The organism is Nocardia sp. CA-136227 (assembly GCF_050955695.1).
Taxonomy (GTDB): domain Bacteria; phylum Actinomycetota; class Actinomycetes; order Mycobacteriales; family Mycobacteriaceae; genus Nocardia.
Genome location: NZ_CP192081.1, coordinates 6,707,741 through 6,727,465, shown reverse-complemented (window position 1 = coordinate 6,727,465; position 19,725 = coordinate 6,707,741). Strand labels below are relative to the sequence as shown.

The 19,725-nt window shown below is 69.0% G+C and carries 18 protein-coding genes; 8 read left to right on the top strand and 10 right to left on the bottom strand.

The window, feature by feature from the left end; genetic code table 11:
* Positions 1-112 precede the first annotated feature (112 nt).
* Positions 113-961, top strand: a complete 849-nt coding sequence (locus tag ACQP06_RS31300; RefSeq protein WP_433668421.1) for an SDR family oxidoreductase — start codon at positions 113-115, stop codon at positions 959-961.
* Between the two features lie 149 nt (positions 962-1,110).
* Here ACQP06_RS31300 and soxR read toward each other — a convergent pair whose 3' ends face one another.
* Positions 1,111-1,584, bottom strand: a complete 474-nt coding sequence (gene soxR / locus ACQP06_RS31295; RefSeq protein ID WP_433668419.1) for a redox-sensitive transcriptional activator SoxR — start codon at positions 1,582-1,584, stop codon at positions 1,111-1,113.
* A gap of 126 nt (positions 1,585-1,710) precedes the next feature.
* Here soxR and arcA point away from each other — a divergent pair, with 126 nt between their 5' ends.
* Complete coding sequence (gene arcA, locus ACQP06_RS31290; RefSeq protein ID WP_433668418.1) at positions 1,711-2,937, top strand: arginine deiminase; 1,227 nt, start codon at positions 1,711-1,713, stop codon at positions 2,935-2,937.
* A gap of 7 nt (positions 2,938-2,944) precedes the next feature.
* A complete protein-coding gene (locus ACQP06_RS31285; RefSeq protein WP_433668417.1) occupies positions 2,945-3,319 on the top strand; it encodes a GntR family transcriptional regulator in 375 nt (124 codons plus the stop codon).
* Between the two features lie 33 nt (positions 3,320-3,352).
* Here ACQP06_RS31285 and ACQP06_RS31280 read toward each other — a convergent pair whose 3' ends face one another.
* A complete protein-coding gene (locus ACQP06_RS31280; RefSeq protein ID WP_433668416.1) occupies positions 3,353-4,960 on the bottom strand; it encodes a dolichyl-phosphate-mannose--protein mannosyltransferase in 1,608 nt (535 codons plus the stop codon).
* 138 nt (positions 4,961-5,098) lie between these two features.
* Here ACQP06_RS31280 and rsmI point away from each other — a divergent pair, with 138 nt between their 5' ends.
* Together rsmI and ACQP06_RS31270 are read left to right on the top strand one after the other, a co-directional pair.
* On the top strand, positions 5,099-5,953 hold the full coding sequence (gene rsmI / locus ACQP06_RS31275; RefSeq protein ID WP_433668414.1) for a 16S rRNA (cytidine(1402)-2'-O)-methyltransferase: 855 nt from the start codon (positions 5,099-5,101) through the stop codon (positions 5,951-5,953).
* A gap of 102 nt (positions 5,954-6,055) precedes the next feature.
* Positions 6,056-7,288, top strand: a complete 1,233-nt coding sequence (locus tag ACQP06_RS31270; RefSeq protein WP_433668412.1) for a cytochrome P450 family protein — start codon at positions 6,056-6,058, stop codon at positions 7,286-7,288.
* Here ACQP06_RS31270 and ACQP06_RS31265 read toward each other — a convergent pair.
* The 8 genes from ACQP06_RS31265 to ACQP06_RS31230 all read right to left on the bottom strand — a co-directional run bounded on the left by ACQP06_RS31265 (position 7,189) and on the right by ACQP06_RS31230 (position 16,882).
* Positions 7,189-9,357 (bottom strand): MMPL family transporter, encoded by a 2,169-nt coding sequence (locus ACQP06_RS31265; RefSeq protein WP_433673485.1) that lies wholly within the window; start codon positions 9,355-9,357, stop codon positions 7,189-7,191. The genes ACQP06_RS31270 and ACQP06_RS31265 overlap by 100 nt on opposite strands.
* Positions 9,358-9,489: 132 nt before the next feature.
* The gene (locus ACQP06_RS31260) at positions 9,490-10,674 is read right to left on the bottom strand and encodes a peptide synthetase (protein ID WP_433668411.1); all 1,185 of its coding nucleotides are present in this window, start codon (positions 10,672-10,674) and stop codon (positions 9,490-9,492) included.
* 30 nt (positions 10,675-10,704) lie between these two features.
* Positions 10,705-11,745 carry an NAD-dependent epimerase/dehydratase family protein gene (locus ACQP06_RS31255; protein ID WP_433668410.1) on the bottom strand — a complete coding sequence of 347 codons (1,041 nt, stop codon included), beginning with the start codon at positions 11,743-11,745 and terminating at the stop codon, positions 10,705-10,707.
* A 70-nt stretch (positions 11,746-11,815) separates the two neighbouring features.
* A complete protein-coding gene (locus ACQP06_RS31250; RefSeq protein WP_433668408.1) occupies positions 11,816-12,085 on the bottom strand; it encodes a hypothetical protein in 270 nt (89 codons plus the stop codon).
* Entirely contained in the window at positions 12,082-13,902 is a 1,821-nt protein-coding gene (locus ACQP06_RS31245) for a fatty acid CoA ligase family protein (RefSeq protein WP_433668407.1), read from the bottom strand. The genes ACQP06_RS31250 and ACQP06_RS31245 overlap by 4 nt, the downstream gene beginning before the upstream one ends.
* On the bottom strand, positions 13,899-14,810 hold the full coding sequence (locus ACQP06_RS31240; RefSeq protein WP_433668405.1) for a hypothetical protein: 912 nt from the start codon (positions 14,808-14,810) through the stop codon (positions 13,899-13,901). Before ACQP06_RS31240 ends, ACQP06_RS31245 begins: the two co-directional genes overlap by 4 nt.
* A gap of 9 nt (positions 14,811-14,819) precedes the next feature.
* Positions 14,820-15,872, bottom strand: a complete 1,053-nt coding sequence (locus ACQP06_RS31235; RefSeq protein ID WP_433668403.1) for a 3-oxoacyl-ACP synthase III family protein — start codon at positions 15,870-15,872, stop codon at positions 14,820-14,822.
* Positions 15,873-16,210: 338 nt separating this feature from the next.
* Positions 16,211-16,882: a TetR/AcrR family transcriptional regulator gene (locus ACQP06_RS31230; RefSeq protein WP_433668402.1), complete on the bottom strand. Its 672-nt coding sequence runs from the start codon at positions 16,880-16,882 to the stop codon at positions 16,211-16,213.
* 200 nt (positions 16,883-17,082) lie between these two features.
* Here ACQP06_RS31230 and ACQP06_RS31225 point away from each other — a divergent pair, with 200 nt between their 5' ends.
* Genes ACQP06_RS31225 through ACQP06_RS31215 form a run of 3 tightly spaced genes read left to right on the top strand, consistent with a single transcriptional unit; the run spans position 17,083 to position 19,518 of the window.
* The gene (locus tag ACQP06_RS31225) at positions 17,083-17,880 is read left to right on the top strand and encodes a helix-turn-helix domain-containing protein (protein ID WP_433668400.1); all 798 of its coding nucleotides are present in this window, start codon (positions 17,083-17,085) and stop codon (positions 17,878-17,880) included.
* A complete protein-coding gene (locus tag ACQP06_RS31220; RefSeq protein WP_433668398.1) occupies positions 17,877-18,674 on the top strand; it encodes a helix-turn-helix domain-containing protein in 798 nt (265 codons plus the stop codon). Before ACQP06_RS31225 ends, ACQP06_RS31220 begins: the two co-directional genes overlap by 4 nt.
* Before the next feature lie 22 nt (positions 18,675-18,696).
* Positions 18,697-19,518, top strand: coding sequence for a helix-turn-helix domain-containing protein (locus ACQP06_RS31215; RefSeq protein WP_433668396.1), 822 nt, complete (start codon positions 18,697-18,699; stop codon positions 19,516-19,518).
* Positions 19,519-19,725 lie beyond the last annotated feature (207 nt).

Here is a 19,725-nt window from a genome sequence, read left to right as displayed (position 1 = left end):
CGAGCCCCCGGAAAATCGGGGCGAAACCGGTACTCGTCCGACTCGCGAACACTATTGTTCGTGTTGTAGCGTGCGGTTCTGACAGGGCTGTCGAAGTAAGGGATGGATCGGCGTGCGTGATCGTGGCCTGAGCGGCAAGAAGACTTTGATTACCGGCGCGGCGAGCGGCATCGGCCGGGCCACGGCGCTGGCGGCTGCCCGCAAGGGCGCCCGATTGGTGCTCACCGACGTGAACGTCGAGGGGCTGGACGCCACCGTCGAATCCATCCGTTCCGGCGGCGGCATCGTGGAGGTGGCCTCCGCCCTCGACATCAGCGACTACGAGGCCGTCACCGCCTTCGCGGAGAAGGTGCACGAGCAGCTCGGCTCGCTCGACGTGGTGATGAACATCGCGGGCGTCTCCACCTGGGGCACCGTCGAGAACCTCGAGCACAAGCACTGGAAGCGCATGGTGGATGTGAACCTCATGGGTCCCATCCATGTGATCGAGAACTTCGTGCCGCCCATGGTCGAGGCCGGGCGGGGCGGGGCGCTGGTCAATGTGTCCTCCGCGGCCGGTCTGCTCGCGCTGCCGTGGCACGCCGCGTACAGCGCCAGCAAGTTCGGTCTGCGCGGCGTCTCGGAGGTGCTGCGCTTCGATCTGGCCCGTCACGACATCAATGTCCACCTGGTGGTGCCGGGCGCGGTCGACACCCCGCTGGTGCAGACCGTGGACATCGTCGGGGTCGACCGGGACGACCCGCGAATCCAGGCCTGGATCAAGCGCTTCCGCCGCCACGCCAAGTCCCCGGACGAGGTGGCCCAGACGATTCTGCGCGGCGTGGAGAAGGGCACCTACCTGATCCACACCCAGTTCGACATCCGCTTCGGCTACTGGTGGGCCCGCAAGTTCGCCTGGCCGTACGAGTTCGCCATGCACCGCGCCAACGACCTGTTCACGACCTTCTTGCCCAAGGAGTAGGGGCACACTTGGTCGCGGTGCCGCCGCTGTCAGGTTCGCGGCCGTCTCGATTCTGGACTGACGGAGCGGGGGAGCGAAGCGGAGGAGCGGAGGAGGGAAGAATCGGGACCAGGGGCCGCGAACCCGCCCGGAGCGAAGCGGAGGGCAAATTAGACACAGTTCTCGGCCGCGTGCGTGTCCAGCACGCGCGCTCCCGGGCCCTCGTCGCCCAGGTGGTCGTGGGCGTTGAAGATCTTGCACACGCCCAGCGACAGGCATCCGCAGCCGATGCATCCGGTGAGGTTGTCGCGCAGCCGTACCAGCTGTTCGATCCGGTCGTCGAGGTCGGCGCGCCAGGTGGTGGACAGGGTCTCCCAGTCGCGGCGGCTGGGATTGCGCCCGTCGGGGAGGTTGTCGAGGGCGCGGCGGATCTCGGCGAGCGGAATGCCGACCCGCTGGGAGATGCGGATGAAGGCGACCCGGCGCAGGGTCTCGCGGGAGTAGCGGCGCTGGTTGCCGCTGGTCCGGCGGGCGCTGATCAGCCCTTCTCGTTCGTAGAAGTGCAAGGCGGACACCGAAACTCCGGCTCGCTGGGCGAGCTGACCGGGGGTCAGCTCCTTCGCCTGCCACGACGCGGTCTGCATTCCTGAACATTACTCCAGGTTTCCGGCCGTGGCGACCCGGCGACCGGAGGATTCACCGGGGCGACTCGAGGTTTTCCCAGGTGCGAATTGCATGCCATCCGTGCCGCGGGCAACTACCGTCGTGTCATGGGAACAAAGGCCGCACCCACGGCGCGACCGTTTTCCGTGACCTCGGAGGTCGGCGCACTGCGCACGGTGCTGTTGCACCGCCCGGGCGACGAGCTGCGCAGGCTCACCCCGCGCAACAACGATCAGCTGTTGTTCGACGCCATTCCCTGGGTGGAGCGCGCCCAGCAGGAGCACGACATCTTCGCCGACGTGCTGCGCGGCCGCGGGGTCGAGGTGCTGCTGCTGGCCGATGTGCTCACCGAGACCATCCAGGGCAGCGGCGCCGCCCGGATCCAGGGTATTTCCGGGGCCGTGGACGCCCGCCGGCTCGGTCACGTGCTGGCCGACGAGCTGGCCGCCCATCTGCGCCGGGTGCCCGCCCCGGAGCTGGCGCAGATCCTCATGTCCGGCATGACATTCGACGAGCTGCCGTTCGGTCAGGACGCCACCTCGCTGGTGCGCCGCATGCATCACGGCCACGATTTCGTCATCGATCCGCTGCCGAACCTGCTGTTCACCCGGGACTCGTCGTTCTGGATCGGCCCGCGCGTGGCGATCACCTCGCTGGCGCTGCCCGCCCGGGCCCGCGAAACCTCGCTCACCGACCTGATTTACGCCTTCCATCCCCGTTTCCTGGGTGTGCGCCGGGCCTACGAATCGCACACCGCCCCCATCGAGGGCGGCGACGTGCTGCTGCTGTCCCCGGGCGTGGTGGCGGTCGGGGTGGGGGAACGGACCTCCGCCGCGGGCGCGGAAGCGTTGGCGCGCAGTCTCTTCGAGGATGATCTGGCCCACACCGTGCTCGTCGTGCCGATCGCCCAGACCCGTGCGACCATGCATCTCGACACGGTCTGCACCATGGTCGACGTCGACGCGGTGGTCATGTATCCGGCGATCCAGGACGAGTTGTGCGCCTTCACCATTCGTAAGGAGGAGGGTGGCGTGAGCATCTCCGGCCCCGACCCCTTCCTGCGGGTGGCGGCCGAGGCCATGGGCATCGGCAAGCTGCGGGTGGTCGATACCGGCCTGGACGGCGTCACCGCCGAACGGGAGCAGTGGGACGACGGCAACAACACCCTCGCCCTGGCCCCCGGCGTGGTGGTGGCCTACGAACGCAACGAGAACACCAATGCGCGGCTCGAAGACGCCGGAATCGAGGTGCTGCGCATCCCCGGCTCCGAGCTGGGTTCCGGCCGTGGCGGTCCGCGCTGCCTGTCCTGCCCGTTGTCGCGTGACGAGGTGTGATGAAGCCATGCTGGACATCCCGGTCGACCACCACTCGACGGTCCCGCCCTATGAGCAACTGCGCCAGGGCATCATCGCCCGGGTGCGCTCCGGTGAGCTCGCCGCCGGCACCAAGATCCCCACGGTCCGGGCGCTGGCGGCGACGTTGAAACTGGCCCCCAATACGGTGGCGCGCGCCTACCGCGAGCTGGAGCAGGACGGCATGCTCGAAACCCGGGGGCGGCTGGGCTCTTTCATCGCGTCCTCGGGCGACCCGACCCGTGACGTGGCGGGCCGCGCGGCCACCGAGTACGTAGCGGTGATCAGGCGGCTGGGCCTGGACGACGAGGCCGCCGAGCGCTACCTGCACGCGGCCCTGGGCGAAACCGACACCACGCCTTGATCTCCGGCCCGGTGGATCGCCCCGACGTCGGTCCTACCTCCAGCTGGGCAGCCACAGGTGGTCGTGCCAGTTGCCGGGTGTGATCGGCATACCGGTCAGGATCGGCCACAGCCAGATGAAGTTGGCGATGACCAGCGCCAGATACAGGCAGACCAGCAGCAGCCCCAGCCCTTGTCGTTCGCTGGGCGGGGTGAACAGCTGCCAGCCCGGCGCGCCCGAGAGCCGCCGTCCGCTGGGCGGCGCGTGCCCGAGGATGTCGCCGAGCGCCAGTGCCACGCCCATGGCCAGGAAGGGGGCCAGCGGCACCGCGTAGAAGAAGTACATCTGCCGGTCCAGGTCCAGGAACCAGGGCAGGATTCCGGCCCCGTACCCGACCAGGACGGCGGCGTAGCGCCAGTCGCGCCGCACGATGCTGCGCCACAAGGCCCACCCCAGCATGGGGAAGGCCAGCCACCACAGCGCGGGCGTGCCGATCGCCATGACGGCCTTGACGCAGGCGGCCTGCCCGCAGCCGCTCACATTGGTGTCGGCGTAGTAGTAGAGCATCGGCCGCAGGCCCATGGGCCAGGTCCACGGCTTCGATTCCCACGGATGGTGATTGCCCGCGGAGTTGGTGAGCTCCTTGTGGAAGTTGAGCACCTCGCCGCCGTAGTACCAGAGTCCGCGCAGCGCGCTCGGCACCCACGAGAAGTCACCGCCGCGACCGACCTTCGACCCGACCGCGTACCGGTCGTAGCTGGTCTCGCTGGCGAACCAGCCCCAGAAGGACATGAGGTAGACGAACACCGGCACGACCGCCAGCGCGTAGATCGTGGGCCCGAGGTCGCGCCGGGCGACGCCCTCCCACGGCTTCTTCACGCGATAACCGCGCCGCGCGGACAGGTCGAACGCCAGTGACAGCGCCGCGAATCCGACGATCCAGTACGCGCCGGACCATTTGGTGCCGCAGGCCAGCCCGAGCATGAGGCCCGCGCCGAACCGCCACCAGCGCACGCCGAAGCGCGGCCCGTATTCGGTGTCGTCGATGCGTCCTTGGGCGGAGACCAGGGCGATGCGGGTGCGGATGTCGTCGCGGTCCACCACCAGGCAGCCGAAGGCCGCGGTGACGAACAGCGCCTGGAAGATGTCGAGCATGCCGATGCGGGAGGACACGAAGGTGAGTCCGTCGCAGATCAGCAGGATGCCGGCGAACGCGCCGATCAGGGTGGATCGCGTCATCCGCCGCACGATGCGGATGACCAGCAGCACCAGCAGGGTTCCGGAGACGGCGGCCATGAACCGCCAGCCCAGCGGTCCGTATCCGAAGATGGCCTCGCCGAGCGCGATCATCTGCTTGCCGACCGGCGGGTGCACCACGAGCCCGTAGCCGGGGTTGTCCTCGACGCCGCCGTTGGTGAGCACCTGCCACCCTTGCGGCGCGTAGTGCTTCTCGTCGAAGACCGGCGTGTGCAGGTCGGTCGGATAGTTCAGCAGCAGGAACCGGGTGATGCCGGCGATCGTGGTGAGGAACAGCGTGACCACCCAGCCCCGCGCCCAGTCCGTGGGCCCGAAATCGGGTGAGGGCACCAGCGGAGCGGGACTCGACAGCGCCGCCGTCTCCGCCTGAACCGCTGACGGTCGCACGTCGGTTACCTGGGTCACGCCGTCGATCGTAAGCGGTCGCGCCCCTCGAGTCGCCTTCCGGTGAGCCGCCGCCACTCCGGTGGCGGCCCCCGGCCGGGGTTCGCGCGCCCGCGCCGGTAGGTTCGGCGGGTGTCTCGGAGTGGAACAGCGGAACAGATGAGCGCCGGGTCCGGTGCGCCGGGCCGGCTGGTCCTGGCGGCGACGCCGATGGGCGATATCGGTGACGCCTCGCGGCGGTTGCGGGACGCGCTCGCCACCGCCGACATCGTGGCGGCCGAGGACACGCGGCGGACGCGGTCGCTGGCGAAGGCGCTCGAGCTGGAGATCTCCGGCCGGGTGGTGAGCTTCTACGACCATGTGGAGACCGCCCGCATCCCGATGCTGCTCGAGGAGATCGAGTCCGGGAAGACGGTGTTGCTGGTCACCGACGCGGGCATGCCGTCGGTGAGCGATCCCGGGTATCGGATGGTGGCGGCGTGCGTGGAGCACGGTCTGCCGATCACCTGTCTGCCGGGCCCGTCGGCGGTGACGACCGCGCTGGCCCTGTCCGGCCTGCCCGTCGAACGCTTCTGTTTCGACGGGTTCCCGCCCCGCAAGTCCGGGCAGCGCAAGGAGTGGCTGCGCTCCTTGACTTCGGAAGCCCGTGCGGTGGTGTTCTTCGAGGCCCCGCACCGGCTCGCCGACTGCCTGGCCGACGCGGTCGAGGTGCTCGGCCCGACGCGGCGCGCCGCGGTCTGCCGGGAGCTCACCAAGACCTACGAGGAGGTCGTGCGCGGCACACTGGCGGAGCTGGCCGCCTGGGCCGTCGAGGGTGCGCGCGGTGAGATCACCGTGGTTCTCGAAGGCGCGCAGCCGGTTTCGGCCGAGCCCGCCGATCTGGTCGGCCAGGTCGAAGCCCTGATCGAGTCGGGGCTGCGGTTGAAGGACGCGTGCGCGGAGGTGTCGGCCGCCACCGGAGCGTCGCGCCGCGAGTTGTACGACGCGGTGCTGGCGGCGCGTTCCGCCGAGTAGCCCGGGTGGTGTCCGGGCCGGGGTTGTCTGGCCAGTGTGCCCACTGGAAGGGGTGCGCCGATGCCGCACCCGGTCTCGCGGCCGCTGTTACAGTCCCCGATCATGGTGCATGAGACGGCCGCTCCAGCAAGTGAATTGGTGCTGGAACCGTTCGAGCTGAGCGACGATTTCTATCAGCGGCCGCACGACGCGTACGACCTGTTGCGGGCGCGCGGCGCGGCGCATTTCGTGCGTTTCCCGGACGGTGGAACCGGTTGGCTGGTCACCGATTACGAGGCGGCGAAGGCCGTGTTCCTGGATCCCGCCGTCAGCAAGGCCCTCAAATCGCCGGGCGCGCAGGCCGCGCTGGGCGGTGATGCCGGGGGTGCGGCCATGTTCGGCGACATGATGCTGTTCTACGACCCGCCGCAGCACACCCGGCTGCGGGCGCTGGTGAATCGCGCGTTCAGTGGCCGCGCGGTGCGCGAACTGGCCCCGCGCATCACCGAATTGGCCGACGGCCTGCTGGCGGGGCTGGCCGAGGACGCCGCGTCCGAGCAGGATCTGCTGGACCGCTACGCGTTCCCGCTGCCCATGCTGGTGATCTGCGAGCTGCTGGGCGTGCCCAACGAGGACCGCGACAGCTTCCGCGCCTGGTCCACGACCCTGGTCTCCAATGACGAGACTCCCGAGGCCCGTGGCGCCGCCGTCGGCCAATTCCTCGGCTACATCGACGGATTGATCCGCGCCAAGCAGCAAGCGCCCGCCGATGACCTGCTCTCCGAACTGATCTCGGCGAGTGAGGACGGCGACCGGCTCTCCCACCGCGAGCTGATCAGCATGGTGTTCCTGCTGCTGATCGCGGGTTTCGAGACCACCGTGAACCTGATCTCCAACGCCGTCGCGATCCTGTTGACCGACAATGGGGTCCGCGCCGCCCTCGCCGCGGACCCGGGCCGGATGGCGGATTTCGTGGAGGAAGTCCTGCGCTTCGAGTCCCCGGCGAGCGAGGGCACCTTCCGCTACACGACCGCCCCGGTCACCGTCGGCGGCGTCGAAATCCCCGCGGGCCGTAGGGTTCTGGTGTCGATGGCCGCCGCCGACCGCGACCCGTCGCGCTTCCACGACCCGCACCGGGTGGACCTGGACCGCGCCGACAAGAACCATCTCGCCTTCGGTCACGGCATCCACCGGTGCGTCGGCGCTCCGCTGGCGCGCATGGAGGGCGGGGTCGCGCTGACCCGCCTGCTCGCGACCTACCCCGACTTGGTGCTCGCCACCGACGCCGAATTGTCCTGGCGCAAGTCGCTGATCGTGCGGGGACTCACCGCGCTGCCGGTCCGCCTCCGCCCCTGACCCGGGGTCCACCAGTTGGCGGGACCCATCAGTTTCACCAGCGCCGGGACCAGTAGCATGCGGACCAGGGTGGCGTCGATGATCAGCGCGATCACCATGCCGAGGCCGAGGAACCGCATGGGCGTGAGCGGCGACAGTGTGAACGCGCCGGTGATGAGCACGAGCAGTGTCGCCGCGGCGGTGATCACGCGCGCGGTCTGCACGGTCCCGACGCGCACCGAGGTCTCGGTGTCCGCGCCCGCGTCGTGCGCTTCCACCATGCGCGACAGCAGGAACACCTCGTAGTCGGTGGAGAGCCCGAACACGACCGCGATGATGAGGACCATCATCCCCGCCGAGAGCGGGCCGACGCTGACGTGCAGCGCACCCGCCAGATGCCCCTGATCGAAGATCCAGGTGAGCACGCCGAAGGTGGCGGCCAGGCTGAGGAAGGCCATGAGGACGGCCTTGAGCGGCAGGACGATCGAGCGGAATGCCAGCGCCAGCATGAGCAGCGTGACCGCCACCATGACCGCGATCATGAGCGGGAGCCGGTCGAGTACCGCCGCGATGCTGTCGACGGTGGTGGCGCTCTCCCCGCCGACGCGCAGCTCGAGTCCGTCCGGATGCAGGGCCCGCAGGTCGCGCACGATGTCCTGGGCGCGCGGTGAGCGGTCCGGGGCGGCGAGCGCGGCGTGCACGATGACGGTGTCGTCGCGGGTGTCGAGGGCCAGCGCCTGCCGGACCCCGGGCACGCCGCCGATCTCCCGCAGCGCCCGGCTGACCGTGGCCTGCGTCGGTGTGCCGCCGCCGGTTTCGCGGACCAGGATGGTGGCCCCGCTGTTGGCGGCGGGGAAGTGCGCCGTCAATTCCTCGACGGCGACCCGGGTTTCATTGCCCGCGGGCAGGGCGGTGTGGTCGATGTCGCCGAGCCGGACACCGGTTAGCGGCGCGGCCAACACCAGCAGGATCGCGCCCACGGCCAGGGCGATCACGCCCGGCCGCTTCATGACCGCCGTGACGACGCCACCCCAGAACCGTTGCGCCCGAGCCTCGGAACGATCGAAGGCATCCGCGCGCCAGCTCCACTTCCCGATCCGCGGGCCCAGCAGCGCCAGCATGGCGGGCAGTGCGGTCACCGACAGCGCGGCGGCGAGCCCCACCGCCGCGATGGCGCCGATCCCGAGCGAACGCAGCACCGCCAGCGGGAAGACGAACGTCCCCGCGAACGCGCACATGAGCAGCAGCGCCGAGAACAGCACCGTGCGCCCGGCCGTACCCAGGGTGCGCGTCACCGCCGCCTCCACGGTGGCTCCGCGCGCGAGTTCCTCCCGGAACCGTCCGACGATGAAAAGCCCGTAGTCGATGGCCAATCCGAGCCCCAGCAGCGACACCACGTTCATGGCGAACACGCTGACCTCGGTGAGCCGCGCGATCAGCCCGACCGCGCCCAGCGCGCCGATCACCGCCAGGGTGCCGATCGCCACCGGCAGCGAGGCGGCCACCACGCCGCCGAACACCAGGACCAGTACCAAGGCGGTCAAGGGAATCGAAATGGATTCGGCCAGTACCAGATCGTCCCGCGATTGCGTGCTGATCGTGTCGGCGAGCGCGCTGTACCCGGTCAGCTTCGTGTCGAGCCCGTCGACCCGCAGCGCGGCGGCGACTTTCGGATACTCCGCCACCCGCTGGTTGTCGTCGCCCGCCGAGAACACCACGGCGACCGCCTGCCGCCCGTCCGCCGACCGCAGATACTGCGATCGCGAACTGCTCCAATAGCTTTCGACGGGCCTCCGCAACAGAGCCGGGTCGATGGACGCGATGGCCGCCGTCACCCGCGGCCCGATATCCGCCAGCGACTGCCCGTCGGGCGCGGTGTACACGGCGATGACATCCGGATTCTGCGGCCCCAGCCGCTCGGTCACCCAGGCGTCCACCTCCGTGGATTCGCTGTGCGGCACCACGAATCCCGCCGAACTCACCCGCTGCTGCAGTCCGGTCGCGAACACCCCGCAGGCCAGCGCGAACAACACCGCCACCACCAGCACGGTTTTCGGCCGGGCGACCACCATCCGCGCCCACGCGGCCACCAGGCCGCCGGACGCGCCCATATCCTGCGGGCCGTCAGGGGAATCGGGTGCGACCTCCGCGGAATCGGTCGCGCCGGAACTGTCGATGGCGGTCATGGGCGCTCCGTTCGGGTTGTGCACGAGCCTGGCGTGCTAGTGGGTCGAGGCCGAATTCTCCGGAGCCAGTTCGGTTTCCAGCGTCCGGACGATGCGGTCCAGCAGCGCGTCCAGGCGCTCGGGCACGCCGCGGCCGCTGCGCGCGGAGACGGTGAGCTCGGTGCGGCCGCCGCATTCGGTCATGCCGACGAGCAGCGGCATGGCGACGCTGTGCTGTGGCATCACTTTGATCGCGGTGGGTGCGAAACCGGGGACGGCGAGCGCGTCCAGGTCGTAGCGGCCCATATGGGAGACGGTGGCGGAGGCCAGGTTCAGGCCCGTCCGCGAGCCCAGGGCGTTGAGGGCGCGCAGCAGTCCGCGTCCGGCGGCCTGCGGCAGGTACTTCAGTCCGCCGTTGTCCATCTGGTTCAGTTCGCGGTTCTCCGCGAGCCCCGCCCGCTTGATGTCGTTGAGCTGCCGCCAGTTCATGCCCGGCCGCGCGTCCAGGAACAGCGGCAGCGCGAGATTCGCGGTGGACCGCAGCTCCGGGTCGTGGCGTCGGATGTCGACAGGGATCATGATGCGCGAGACGGGCCCGCCCTCATCGGCCAGCATGGCCGCCACCCGCATCAGCGTGCCCGGCCCGGTCGCGTGAATGGTCCTGGTGCGCAACAGGTGCCGGTGCTCGCCCCGCTCCTGGCGGCCGTGCCCGGTCGCCGACCGGAAGCGCGGCAGCATGAGGGTGGGCCGGCCGGGCGCGCCGATCCGCTTCACCAGTTCGGCGTCGGCGATCGGGTCGGCCGCGCCTACCGGCTCCTCGCCGCGCAACGCCCGCAGCACGTCGGTGGTCCACATGACCATGCCCATGCCGTCCATGACGCCGTGGAACACCCGGAAGACCAGGGCGGTGGTGGTGCCGGTGAGCAGCAGCACTTCCACGGTGGCGTCCGGGGTCGGCCCGATCGGGCTGGTCAGCACCGGATCCGCTTCCAGCGCCGGGTATTGCAGCTCGTGCTCGACGACGCGCACGCCGGGCGCGCGTCCGCTGTCCACCCAGTGGCGGCCGTCGCGCACCAGGCGCGCGCCCGGGTTCGCGGCCGCGGCGGTGGCGACCGCGCGCCGCAGCGTCTCCGGGTCGATGCTGCCCGTGCCCTCCACCACCAGCTGCATCAGGAACGGCGGAGCCAGATCCCGCATCGGGAAGTAGATGAGTTCGGTGGGAGAGATGGGACGGCGGAACATGGACCTACCTGCCTGGATCGTCTCGATGCGTTAGATCTGCGCGTTCAATGCCACCGCGCCGCCCTGGCTTTCGAGCCAGGTCAGGAAACCGGCCAGGCCGGCCTCGCGGTCCACGATCGGCCGGTAGCCGAGGTCGCGGGCGGCGGCGGAGGTGTCGTAGGTCGCGGTGCGGGTCATCAGCGCGACCACGTACCGGGACAGCGGCGGCGACCACCGGGTGGCGACGAACGGTATGCGCCAGACGGTTTCGATGGCGGCCACGATCGCGGCGAGGACCTTCGGATTCGGCTGCCGGGTCGGCTTCGGGTAGCCGAGACCGGTGGCGACCTCGCCGAGGAAACCCCACACGTCGGTGCGTTCGGCGTCGGCGATGAAATACGCCTTGCCGCCGGCGTTCTCGCTGCGCGCGGCCAGCACGCAGGCCTCGGCGATATTGTCCACGTGGCACAGCGAGGCGTACACCTGCCTGCCGTAGGACAGGTCCGGCAGCGAGCCTTCGCCCGCCCGGCCCAGCAGCCGCACGATCGGCCCGGACCGGTCGCCCGCGCCCCAGATGGCGCGCGGTCGCAGCGCGCAGGTGCTGAACCCGTCCGTATTCGAGGCCAGGACCAGGCGTTCGGCCGCGGCCTTGGTCTCGGAGTAGTGGTTCAGATAGCGGCTCGGGTACGGCACCGATTCGTCGATGTCGACCTGATCGCCGCCGTCGCGGTCCATGAGCGCGCTCGGGCTGGACACGAACACGAACCGGGACGCGCCATTGCGTTTCGCCGCCCGCAGCAGATTCTCGGTGGCCGTGACGTTCTCGGCGACGAACTGGTCGCGGGTGCCGCGATCGTCCACCCGGGCGGCACTGTGGAAGACCACGTCCACGCCCTTGGTGGCACGATCCAGGGAGCCCTGATCGGTCAGGTCGCCGGTGGCGACCTCCACCCGATCCAGCACCTCCGACAGATCACGCAGGTTGCTGGTCGGCCGGGCCAGAATGGCCACCTCGTAGTCGCCGTCGCGGACCAGGCGGCGCACCAGCGCCCCGCCCAGGAATCCGGAAGCGCCTGTCACCAATGCCTTCACGCTCTGTCCTCTCCGCATGCCCGGGAGCGCTGCGTGGTTACGCAAGCTGCCTTCTCCGCGCCCGACCCGGTCATGCCGCCTCCTGCGTCTTCCACCAGGTGATCCCGAAGATCTGGGTCATGGCCGCCGTCTTGACCGGCGAGTGCCCGGTGTCCGCCGTGGCGCGCAGGGCGGCCGGGATCTGGGCCGCGTGCACCACGATGCTCAGGAACGCGTCGATCCAGAACACGGCGCGCAGCAGCCGGTTCTCTGGGGCGCGATCACCCGCCGCGAGCAGCACGCCCGCCGCGAGATACAGCCAGCCGAGCACCGGAATCGCGCGTAGTACCAGCACCTTCATCGTCGTTCGTCCTTTCCGAGCCGCTCCGCCGCCCAGACCGCGAGCTGCTCGCGGCCGATCTTGGCATTGTGTCGGATGTCGACCGGGAACTTCGGGTGGAACAGGAACGTGGAAACGGCTGCGGTGACCATGAATTCGGCCGACCGAGCCTGCAGCCCGGCCATGACGGCCGCGGGATCCGCGCCCGTTGCGGTCTCGACGCACAGCACCGGCCGCTGCGCGCCCCGCTCGCCCACGCCGACCAGCGCGGTCCGGGCCACGCCGGGCACGGCGTTGAAGACCTGCTCCACCTGCACCGAGAACATGGGTCCGGCGGCGGTCTGCAGCCGCTGACTCTTGCGTCCGCAGAACCAGATCCGGCCCTCGCCGTCGATGCGGGCCAGGTCGCCGGTGCGATGCCACACCGTCTCGCCGTCGTGGATCTTGCCCGCCGCGTTCGCCGACTCCGGCCAGTAGTAGCGGGTGCTCACGTTCGGCCCGGCCACCACCAGTTCGCCGATGCCGCGGGTGGCGGCCAGCTCGGTCTCACGGGCCTGCGCGTGCGCCCAGGTCGGGATCGGGTCGTCGGTGATGGCGACCAGCCGCGCGCGCACCCCTTCGGCAGGACGGCCGACGCAGGTGCCTTCGCCGAGACGGGCGCGATCGGCCAGACCGGCGAGCAGCTCCCGGGATTCGATGGTGGACATGGGCAGCGCCTCGGTGGAGCCGTACCCGGCGTACACCTCCGCGTCCGCGGCCAATACCCGGCGCAACCCGGCGATGCAGGTGTCCGGGACGGGCGCGCCGCCGGAGAAGATGCTGTGCAGCGTCGGCACCGGCGTGCGGTGCGTCTCCAGGTGCCGCAGCAGCGGGATCAGCACGGCGGGGGAGGCGAACATGGTCTTCACCCCGAACCGGTTGATCGCGTCCACCACGTGCGCGGGATCGGTGGAACCGACCTTGCTGGGCACCAAGGGCGGCAGGACACAGCGGGATCCGAGGAGCATGTCGAGAATGCCGACCAGCGGCAGCGTGATCAGCGAGGTGCCCGGCTCCACCCGGCCGCGGGCGGCGTGCACCTGCTCGACCATGGCGCTGAGATTGCCGTGCGTCATCTCCACGGCCTTGGCGGGGCCGGTCGAGCCGGTCGTGTAGGCGATGAGCAGCACCTCGTCGGCGGGTGCGGGGACCCGCTCGCGCAGGGTGAAGGCGTCGAACGGGGCCCGGTGCTCACCGGATGGCCGCCGGGAGTCGGCGACGGAGGCGAGCAGTTCCTCCAGTCGCGCCGCCATTTTCGCGCCGACCGGACCGGCGGCGTCGGTGCGGAACCGAGTGCCGAAGCGGCTCGCGGTCGCCGGGGCGTCCCAGCTGCGCAGGGTCGGACCGCCCCAGAACCAGCGCGGGCCCACGGTCAGCGTCACCCGCACATTGCGGAAGTACTTGGCGAACAGCACCCGCGCCGCGTGCGCCTGCGGGATGCCGATGAACGCCTCCGCGTTCGCCGCGCGCAGGCAGTTGAGCATCTTGCGCACACCCATGCCCGGATCGATCACGACCGGGATGGCGCCGATCTTCAACAGCCCCAGCATGATCGCGTACAGCTCCGGGCTGGGCAGCACCAGCACGATGGTGCGGGTGCCGCGGCCCACCCCGGCGGCGGCCAGGTGCAGGCCGATGGTGTCGGACCACTCGTCGAGCTCGCGGTAGGTGAGATGGCGGTAGTCCGGCAGGCCGGAGGCGGTCTTCCCCGCGGGGTAGATCACCGCCTCACGGTCCGGATCGGCGGCCACCACCGCGCGGAAGCGGTCGATGGCCTGCCAATAGGTCGCGGTCGTCACGCCGCGGCCCCGACCACGGCGGGCAGACGGTAGACGACGGCGGCCGCCGACGGGCCCGCGCCCGCCGCCACGAACAGCACATCACGGTATCCGGTCAGCGATTCCGCCTGGGCGGCAGCGTGATACGCCAGCGACAGCGACGCGGTGTGCGGGTCGCCCTGGGACAGGTCCGGGAGGAACACCGCGTCCGGGGCGATGCCCAGCTCCTCGGCCAGGCGGGCCGGGAAGTCGTCGCTCGGGGTGGCGGCGATCAGGGCGGTGGTGGTCTCCTCCGCGTCGCCGCCCGCGAGGGCGGCGCGGGCGGCGTCGGCGGCGACCGTGAGCACCCGGTCCAGGTAGTCCGGCTCACGGTCCACCGTCATCAGGCCGCGGCCGCGGTCGCCCATGGTCTCGGTGTCCACGTACGACTCCAGGCCCGGGGTGCCCGCGGCGGCCCGGGTGTGCACCCGGCCGAAGCCCTCGGGCTGGTCGCTCTGCTCCAGCAGGAGCGCGGCGCCGGCGGTGGCGTAGGGGAATTCGTCGTCGGCGGCCGCGCGGGTCATCGACGGGTGAGTGTCACCGGAGACGATCAGCACGTGCTCGGCGCTGCCGGTCGCCAGCACCGCCTGCGCCACCTGCACGGCATTGAGGACGCTGGTGCCCGCGTTCATCAGGTCGAAGGAGAAGGACCGCGGGTCCTCCTTCACGTAGTCCAGGCCGATGCCCGCGGCCTTCTGGATCAGCGCCGAGACGGCGGGTTCGACGGTATTGCTGTCGCGGAAGATGCCCGCGTTGATCATGACCCCGACCTGTCCGGGCTCCACCCCGGCGCTCTCCATGGCCCGGCGCGCGGCCCGGCCGCTGAGCTCCACGATGCTGAAAGTGTCGGTGTCCCGGGCGATTCCGGTGGATTTGATGCGCACACCCATGGCGGTACCTCAGACCTTCAGCGACGAGATGGTGGTGGACAGGAATCCGCCGACGACGCCCGACGCCGCGGGGATCATCAGGATCTTCGATCCGGCGGCCAGGTTCTGCTGGCTCAGCTGATCGTGCAGCACGATGAAATGAGAAGTGCTGGAAGTGTTTCCGTACTTCTCGATGACATTCAGGTCCGGTGGCATGGGGTGGCCGAATTCGCGTTCGGCGATCGCGTTCATGAACGGGATGGCGGCCGCGCCGAACTGGTGGTGGATGATGTAGTCGAAGCCCTCGTCGGCGAAGGTGATGCCCTCGGCCTCCATGAAATTGCGCTGGGTGTCGGTCCACAGCAGGAACCGGGCCTCGTTGTGCATCTTCCGGTTGTCGGTGTACAGGGCGACGCCGTTGGACTTGTCGCTCGGCATTCCCAGACAGAGGTGGGAGAACTCCGACGCGGTGGTGAGTTCGATGTAGTGGATCACGTCGTTGTCGTCGACGGCCTCGTCCAGCACCACGCACGCGCCGGAATCGCCGACGGTGAGCGAGGCGAATTGCAGATCGTATTTGCTGGAGATTTCGTCGACCGCGGTTTCCGCGATCGGCGTGATGGCCTCACCGCTGACCACGATGCCGCGTTTCACGGCGCCGCTGCGAATCATGCGGTCGAGAATGTAGACGCCACTCATCATGCCGGCGCAGGCATTCGAGAGATCGAATGCGATGACATCCTCGCGGGCGCCGATGGCGCGGGCGATGGTCCCGGCGAAGGACGGCTCCATGTACATCTTGGTGCCGTGCTTGCTGCGGGTGATGGAGGTGGAGATGATGATGTCGAGATCGCCCGCGGCGTACGATGACCTGGCCAGGCAGTCCTCGACCGCCTTCATGGCGAGCGCGAAGGAATCCTCACGGCTCTCCGGGCGGGTGTCGCGGAAGCGGCGTTCCTTGACTCCCGTAATTCGTTCGAGATCGAATTCGGGCGCCTCCTTCAATCGCGCGACGAGTTCTGCTGTGGTGACCCGGTTCTCGGGCAGATAGGCGCCGATCGATTCGAATCGAGATTGCGGCACAGGGGACTCCTGAAGCTGGGGAGGCTGAAAAGCATTGGGGGGAAAGGTGATCGACTGTGATCGTCAAGCTCGGATGCGCTGAGGCTACCCGAGGGTAACCAGCTTGGGGAACTGTCGCGTTCCGTGTAACCGTCTGAGACGAAAGGTGAACAGTCGCTTACTGTTACGAGCGGTGACAGAAAGGACCTTCGCGCAGCCAGCCTCGCCGAGGTCGCGCTGAAATGGGGGTTTGACCCTCTCCGGCAATGCAAGTGAACATCCGGCTATCCTCGGTCATGTGCCTTCGGCATGGTCCGGATATGGCGGGACGAGGCCCCCGTTGTGAGTGAGTTCACGCATCAGGCGCGTGCGGGCAGACCCAATACCGCGTTCACGAATTCCACGAACAGCGGCGCCAATTCGGGCACCCGATGCGCCCCCTCGGCGACGATGACCCGCCGCGTGCGCTCCCCGATCGCGTCCGGGATCAGCGCGAACAGTTCGTCCGCGATCACCGGCAGGGTCGGATCGGTCACCCGCGCCTCGGCGTAGAACGCGCGATACAGATCCGCGAACCGATCCACCGACAGATCCCGCAGCGCCACCGATTGCTGATCCACCTTGAACGCCTCGACCAGCATCAGTCGCGCGAAATCCGGTTCGGACGCCACGGTTTCGCAGAATGTCACCACGATGGACTCGATCCGCTCGTGCGCCCCCGCATCGGTCGGCAACTGCCCCAGTTCATCGGCGATCCGAGTCGCGATGATGTCCGAAGCCGTCCGCACCGCCTCGATGAAGCACTCTTCCTTATTGCTGAAGTGTTCGTAGAACGTGCTTCGCGACACCCGGGCCCGCGCCACGATATCGCTCAACGTGACCGCGTAATACCCTTTCCCCTCAACGCATTCCACCATCGCCTCCAGCAACCGCCCCCGCTGCGAGGTGAGCACCGCCTCCCGGGCGGCCCGATGCCGCTGATCGAAGTCCGTGCGCTGCAACCCCGCGGCCGACCCACCCCAACCCCGCATCAAAACCTCCCTGACTGAACCGCTAACACTTCAGATACCCATTATCGAGCCCCTGCCGAACCCACCCCACCCCGGTATTGACATCGCATGCCATCAGTCCCCTTCCGTTGTCCTCTCAACAGGGTCCCGCGTCACTGTGACCTGCACCGGACCGTAGGCTGGCGGAAGATTTCCGGAAGGGTGGACGACAGGTGCTAGGAGTGTTCGACTCGATCCCCGAACAACCCTTGCTCGGGATCTACATGCGGTACCGGCGCGAGACGCTCGGCATCACCCAGGAGGAAACCGCCAAGCGCATGTTCGTCAGCCTCTCGCTGTACCGGAAGCTCGAGAGCGGGGAACGCGTGCTCACCGCCGAGCGGCTCTCGGACTGGTGTGCCGTCATGGACGCGCCGAGCTGGATGCTCGAGAAAATGGTCTCGCTGACGATGCCGAAGATCGTGACGGTGGCGCGGGGAGTGTGGCCGCCCGTGCTGCGTCGGGAAGACCTCGATCATCTCCACGTCCTGCCGTACCCGGCCTTCTACCACCGGTTCCCCGAATACGAGGTGCTGGCGGCCAATTCGGCGGCGACCGCCGCGTTTCCCTGGCTGGCCCCCGCACCCGAGGGCTCCGAGCGGCCGGTGAACGTCATCGAACAGATGATGACCGTGTCCGAAGCGCGTGAGTCCCTGGTCAACTGGGACACCGTGGCCCACCGGTTGCTGTTCACCCTCCGAGTTCTCGCACCCGGCGTCGTCGCTCCCGAACGGCTCACACAGATCATCCGGACCTGCCGCGCGAATCCGGAATTCCAGCGCATGTGGAACACGCCCATGGACGAGGACGTCTACACCGATTCGCTCATGCTGGTCCGCGATCCGGAAGCCGGCGAGCTCAGGCACTTCACCATGCGCGCCTACAACGCCTATCACCCCCAGGACTGCTCCTACCAGCTGTTCGTCCTCACGCCGCGAACCCCCGGCACCGCCACCGTCGACCCGTTCGCGCTCGCATGACGAACACCGAACCCGAACCGTCGCTGCTCGCGATGTACCTACGCTACCGGCGCGAGACCCTGGGCATCACCCAGGAGGAGATCGCCCGGCGCATGTACGTCTCGCTCTCCCTCTACCGGAAGCTGGAGAGCGGCGAGCGCGCGCTGACCCCGGAGCGACTCGAGGACTGGTGCGTCGCCGCCGAAGCGCCGATGTGGATGCTCGACAAGATGGTCACCCTGGCCGTTCCGAAGATCATGACGATCGCCCGCGGGGCCTGGCCGCCCGAACTACGCCAGGAGGACCTCGACCACCTGCACGGCCTCCAGTTTCCCGCGTACTTCCACCGCTTCCCGGAATACGAGGTGCTCGCCGCCAACGAGGCTGCGACAGCGGCGTTTCCGTGGCTGGCGCCCGCTGGCGCCGACGCGGAGCGTCCGGTGAACGTCATCGAGCAGATGCTGACCGTCCCGGAGATGCGGGAACTGCTGGTCAACTGGGACACCATCGTGCATCGGCTGGTGTTCGGACTCCGCGTCCTCTCGCCCGGCATCATCGCCCCGGAGCGGCTCGCGCAGATCATCGAAACCTGCGGCGTGAACCCGGAGTTCGAGCGCATGTGGAACACCCCGATGGAGGAGTGGTTGTTCAACGACTCCCTGGTGCAGGTCCGTCATCCCGCATCCGGCGAGATCATGTCCCTGACCATGCGCTCGTACAACCCTTCGCTCCCTCAGGACTGCTCCTACCAGCTGTTCATGCTCACGCCGCGCATGCCCGGCACGCCCACCGTCGACCCTTTCGCGATCGACTGACCCGCCCCGAGGAGGTGTACCGATGGTGTCCGGTGAGAGTCGGCCCGCGCCCGAGCAGCCCATGCTCGGCATGTTCATGCGCTACCGGCGCGAGCATCTGGGATTGACCCAGGACGAGGTGGCGCGACGCATGTTCGTCAGCTTGTCGCTCTATCGCAAGCTGGAGAACGGCGAACGCCCCATGTCTCCGGAGCGGTTGGCGGACTGGTCGCGGGCCATGAACGCGCCCGCGTGGCTGTTGCGCAAGATGGCGTCGCTGGCGCTGCCGATGGCGTCCGCGGTGGAGGCGGGGGTGTGGCCGCCGGCGTTGCGGGCCGAGGACATCGAGCATTTGGAGGCGCTGCCGTTTCCGGCGTTCTATCACCGGACGCCCGAGTACGAGATCCTGGCGGCGAATCAGGCCGCGCGGGAGGCGTTTCCGTGGCTGCTTCCCACGCACGCGGATGCGGAGCGGCCCGCGAATGTCATCGAGCAGATGATGACCGAGCCGATCGCGCGGGAGGTGCTGATCAACTGGGAGCTGATCGTGCATCGGCTGCTGTTCATCCTGCGGGTGAACGCGCCGGGGACCGTCGCTCCGGAGCGGCTGGCGCAGATTCTGGAAACCTGCCGGGTGAATCCGGAATTCGAGCGATTCTGGACCACCGACCTCAGTGAGGAGCAGTTCAACGACTCACTGGTTCTGGTCCGCGACCCGGAGACCGGCGGGCAGATGGCGCTGACCATGCGCTCCTACAACGCCTGGCATCCCGACAACTGCCCGTACCAGTTGTTCATGCTCACGCCGCGGGCCGACCCGACGCCGAGCGTGAGTGCCCCAATTCGTGCGACCTCCCCGGGTTGACCCTGCAAGCCACGGGTTGGATGCTTGTTCGGCGAGATCAAACTGCTGCTGCCCGGTCCGAGCCCGTGCTTCGGATCGGGCAGTTTCGCGTTTGTGCGCGGCATTCCCGTTCCGGTGCTGGTGGAGTTCGGAGGGGAATCTCCACCCGTGGTGGATACGGGTGTGACGACTCGGTGACCGCCCGCCGAAGGGGGGCGGGCGGCACCG

Excerpts from the sequence above, each read along its gene's own strand:
- ACQP06_RS31250 (WP_433668408.1), bottom strand. The coding sequence starts at position 12,085 with ATGAAGGTGCTGGTACTACGCGCGATTCCGGTGCTCGGCTGGCTGTAT.
- ACQP06_RS31240 (WP_433668405.1), bottom strand. The coding sequence starts at position 14,810 with ATGGGTGTGCGCATCAAATCCACCGGAATCGCCCGGGACACCGACACT.
- ACQP06_RS31285 (WP_433668417.1), top strand. The coding sequence starts at position 2,945 with ATGCTGGACATCCCGGTCGACCACCACTCGACGGTCCCGCCCTATGAG.
- ACQP06_RS31215 (WP_433668396.1), top strand. The coding sequence starts at position 18,697 with ATGGTGTCCGGTGAGAGTCGGCCCGCGCCCGAGCAGCCCATGCTCGGC.
- arcA (WP_433668418.1), top strand. The coding sequence starts at position 1,711 with ATGGGAACAAAGGCCGCACCCACGGCGCGACCGTTTTCCGTGACCTCG.
- ACQP06_RS31230 (WP_433668402.1), bottom strand. The coding sequence starts at position 16,882 with ATGCGGGGTTGGGGTGGGTCGGCCGCGGGGTTGCAGCGCACGGACTTC.
- ACQP06_RS31260 (WP_433668411.1), bottom strand. The coding sequence starts at position 10,674 with ATGTTCCGCCGTCCCATCTCTCCCACCGAACTCATCTACTTCCCGATG.
- ACQP06_RS31270 (WP_433668412.1), top strand. The coding sequence starts at position 6,056 with ATGGTGCATGAGACGGCCGCTCCAGCAAGTGAATTGGTGCTGGAACCG.
- ACQP06_RS31220 (WP_433668398.1), top strand. The coding sequence starts at position 17,877 with ATGACGAACACCGAACCCGAACCGTCGCTGCTCGCGATGTACCTACGC.
- rsmI (WP_433668414.1), top strand. The coding sequence starts at position 5,099 with ATGAGCGCCGGGTCCGGTGCGCCGGGCCGGCTGGTCCTGGCGGCGACG.
- soxR (WP_433668419.1), bottom strand. The coding sequence starts at position 1,584 with ATGCAGACCGCGTCGTGGCAGGCGAAGGAGCTGACCCCCGGTCAGCTC.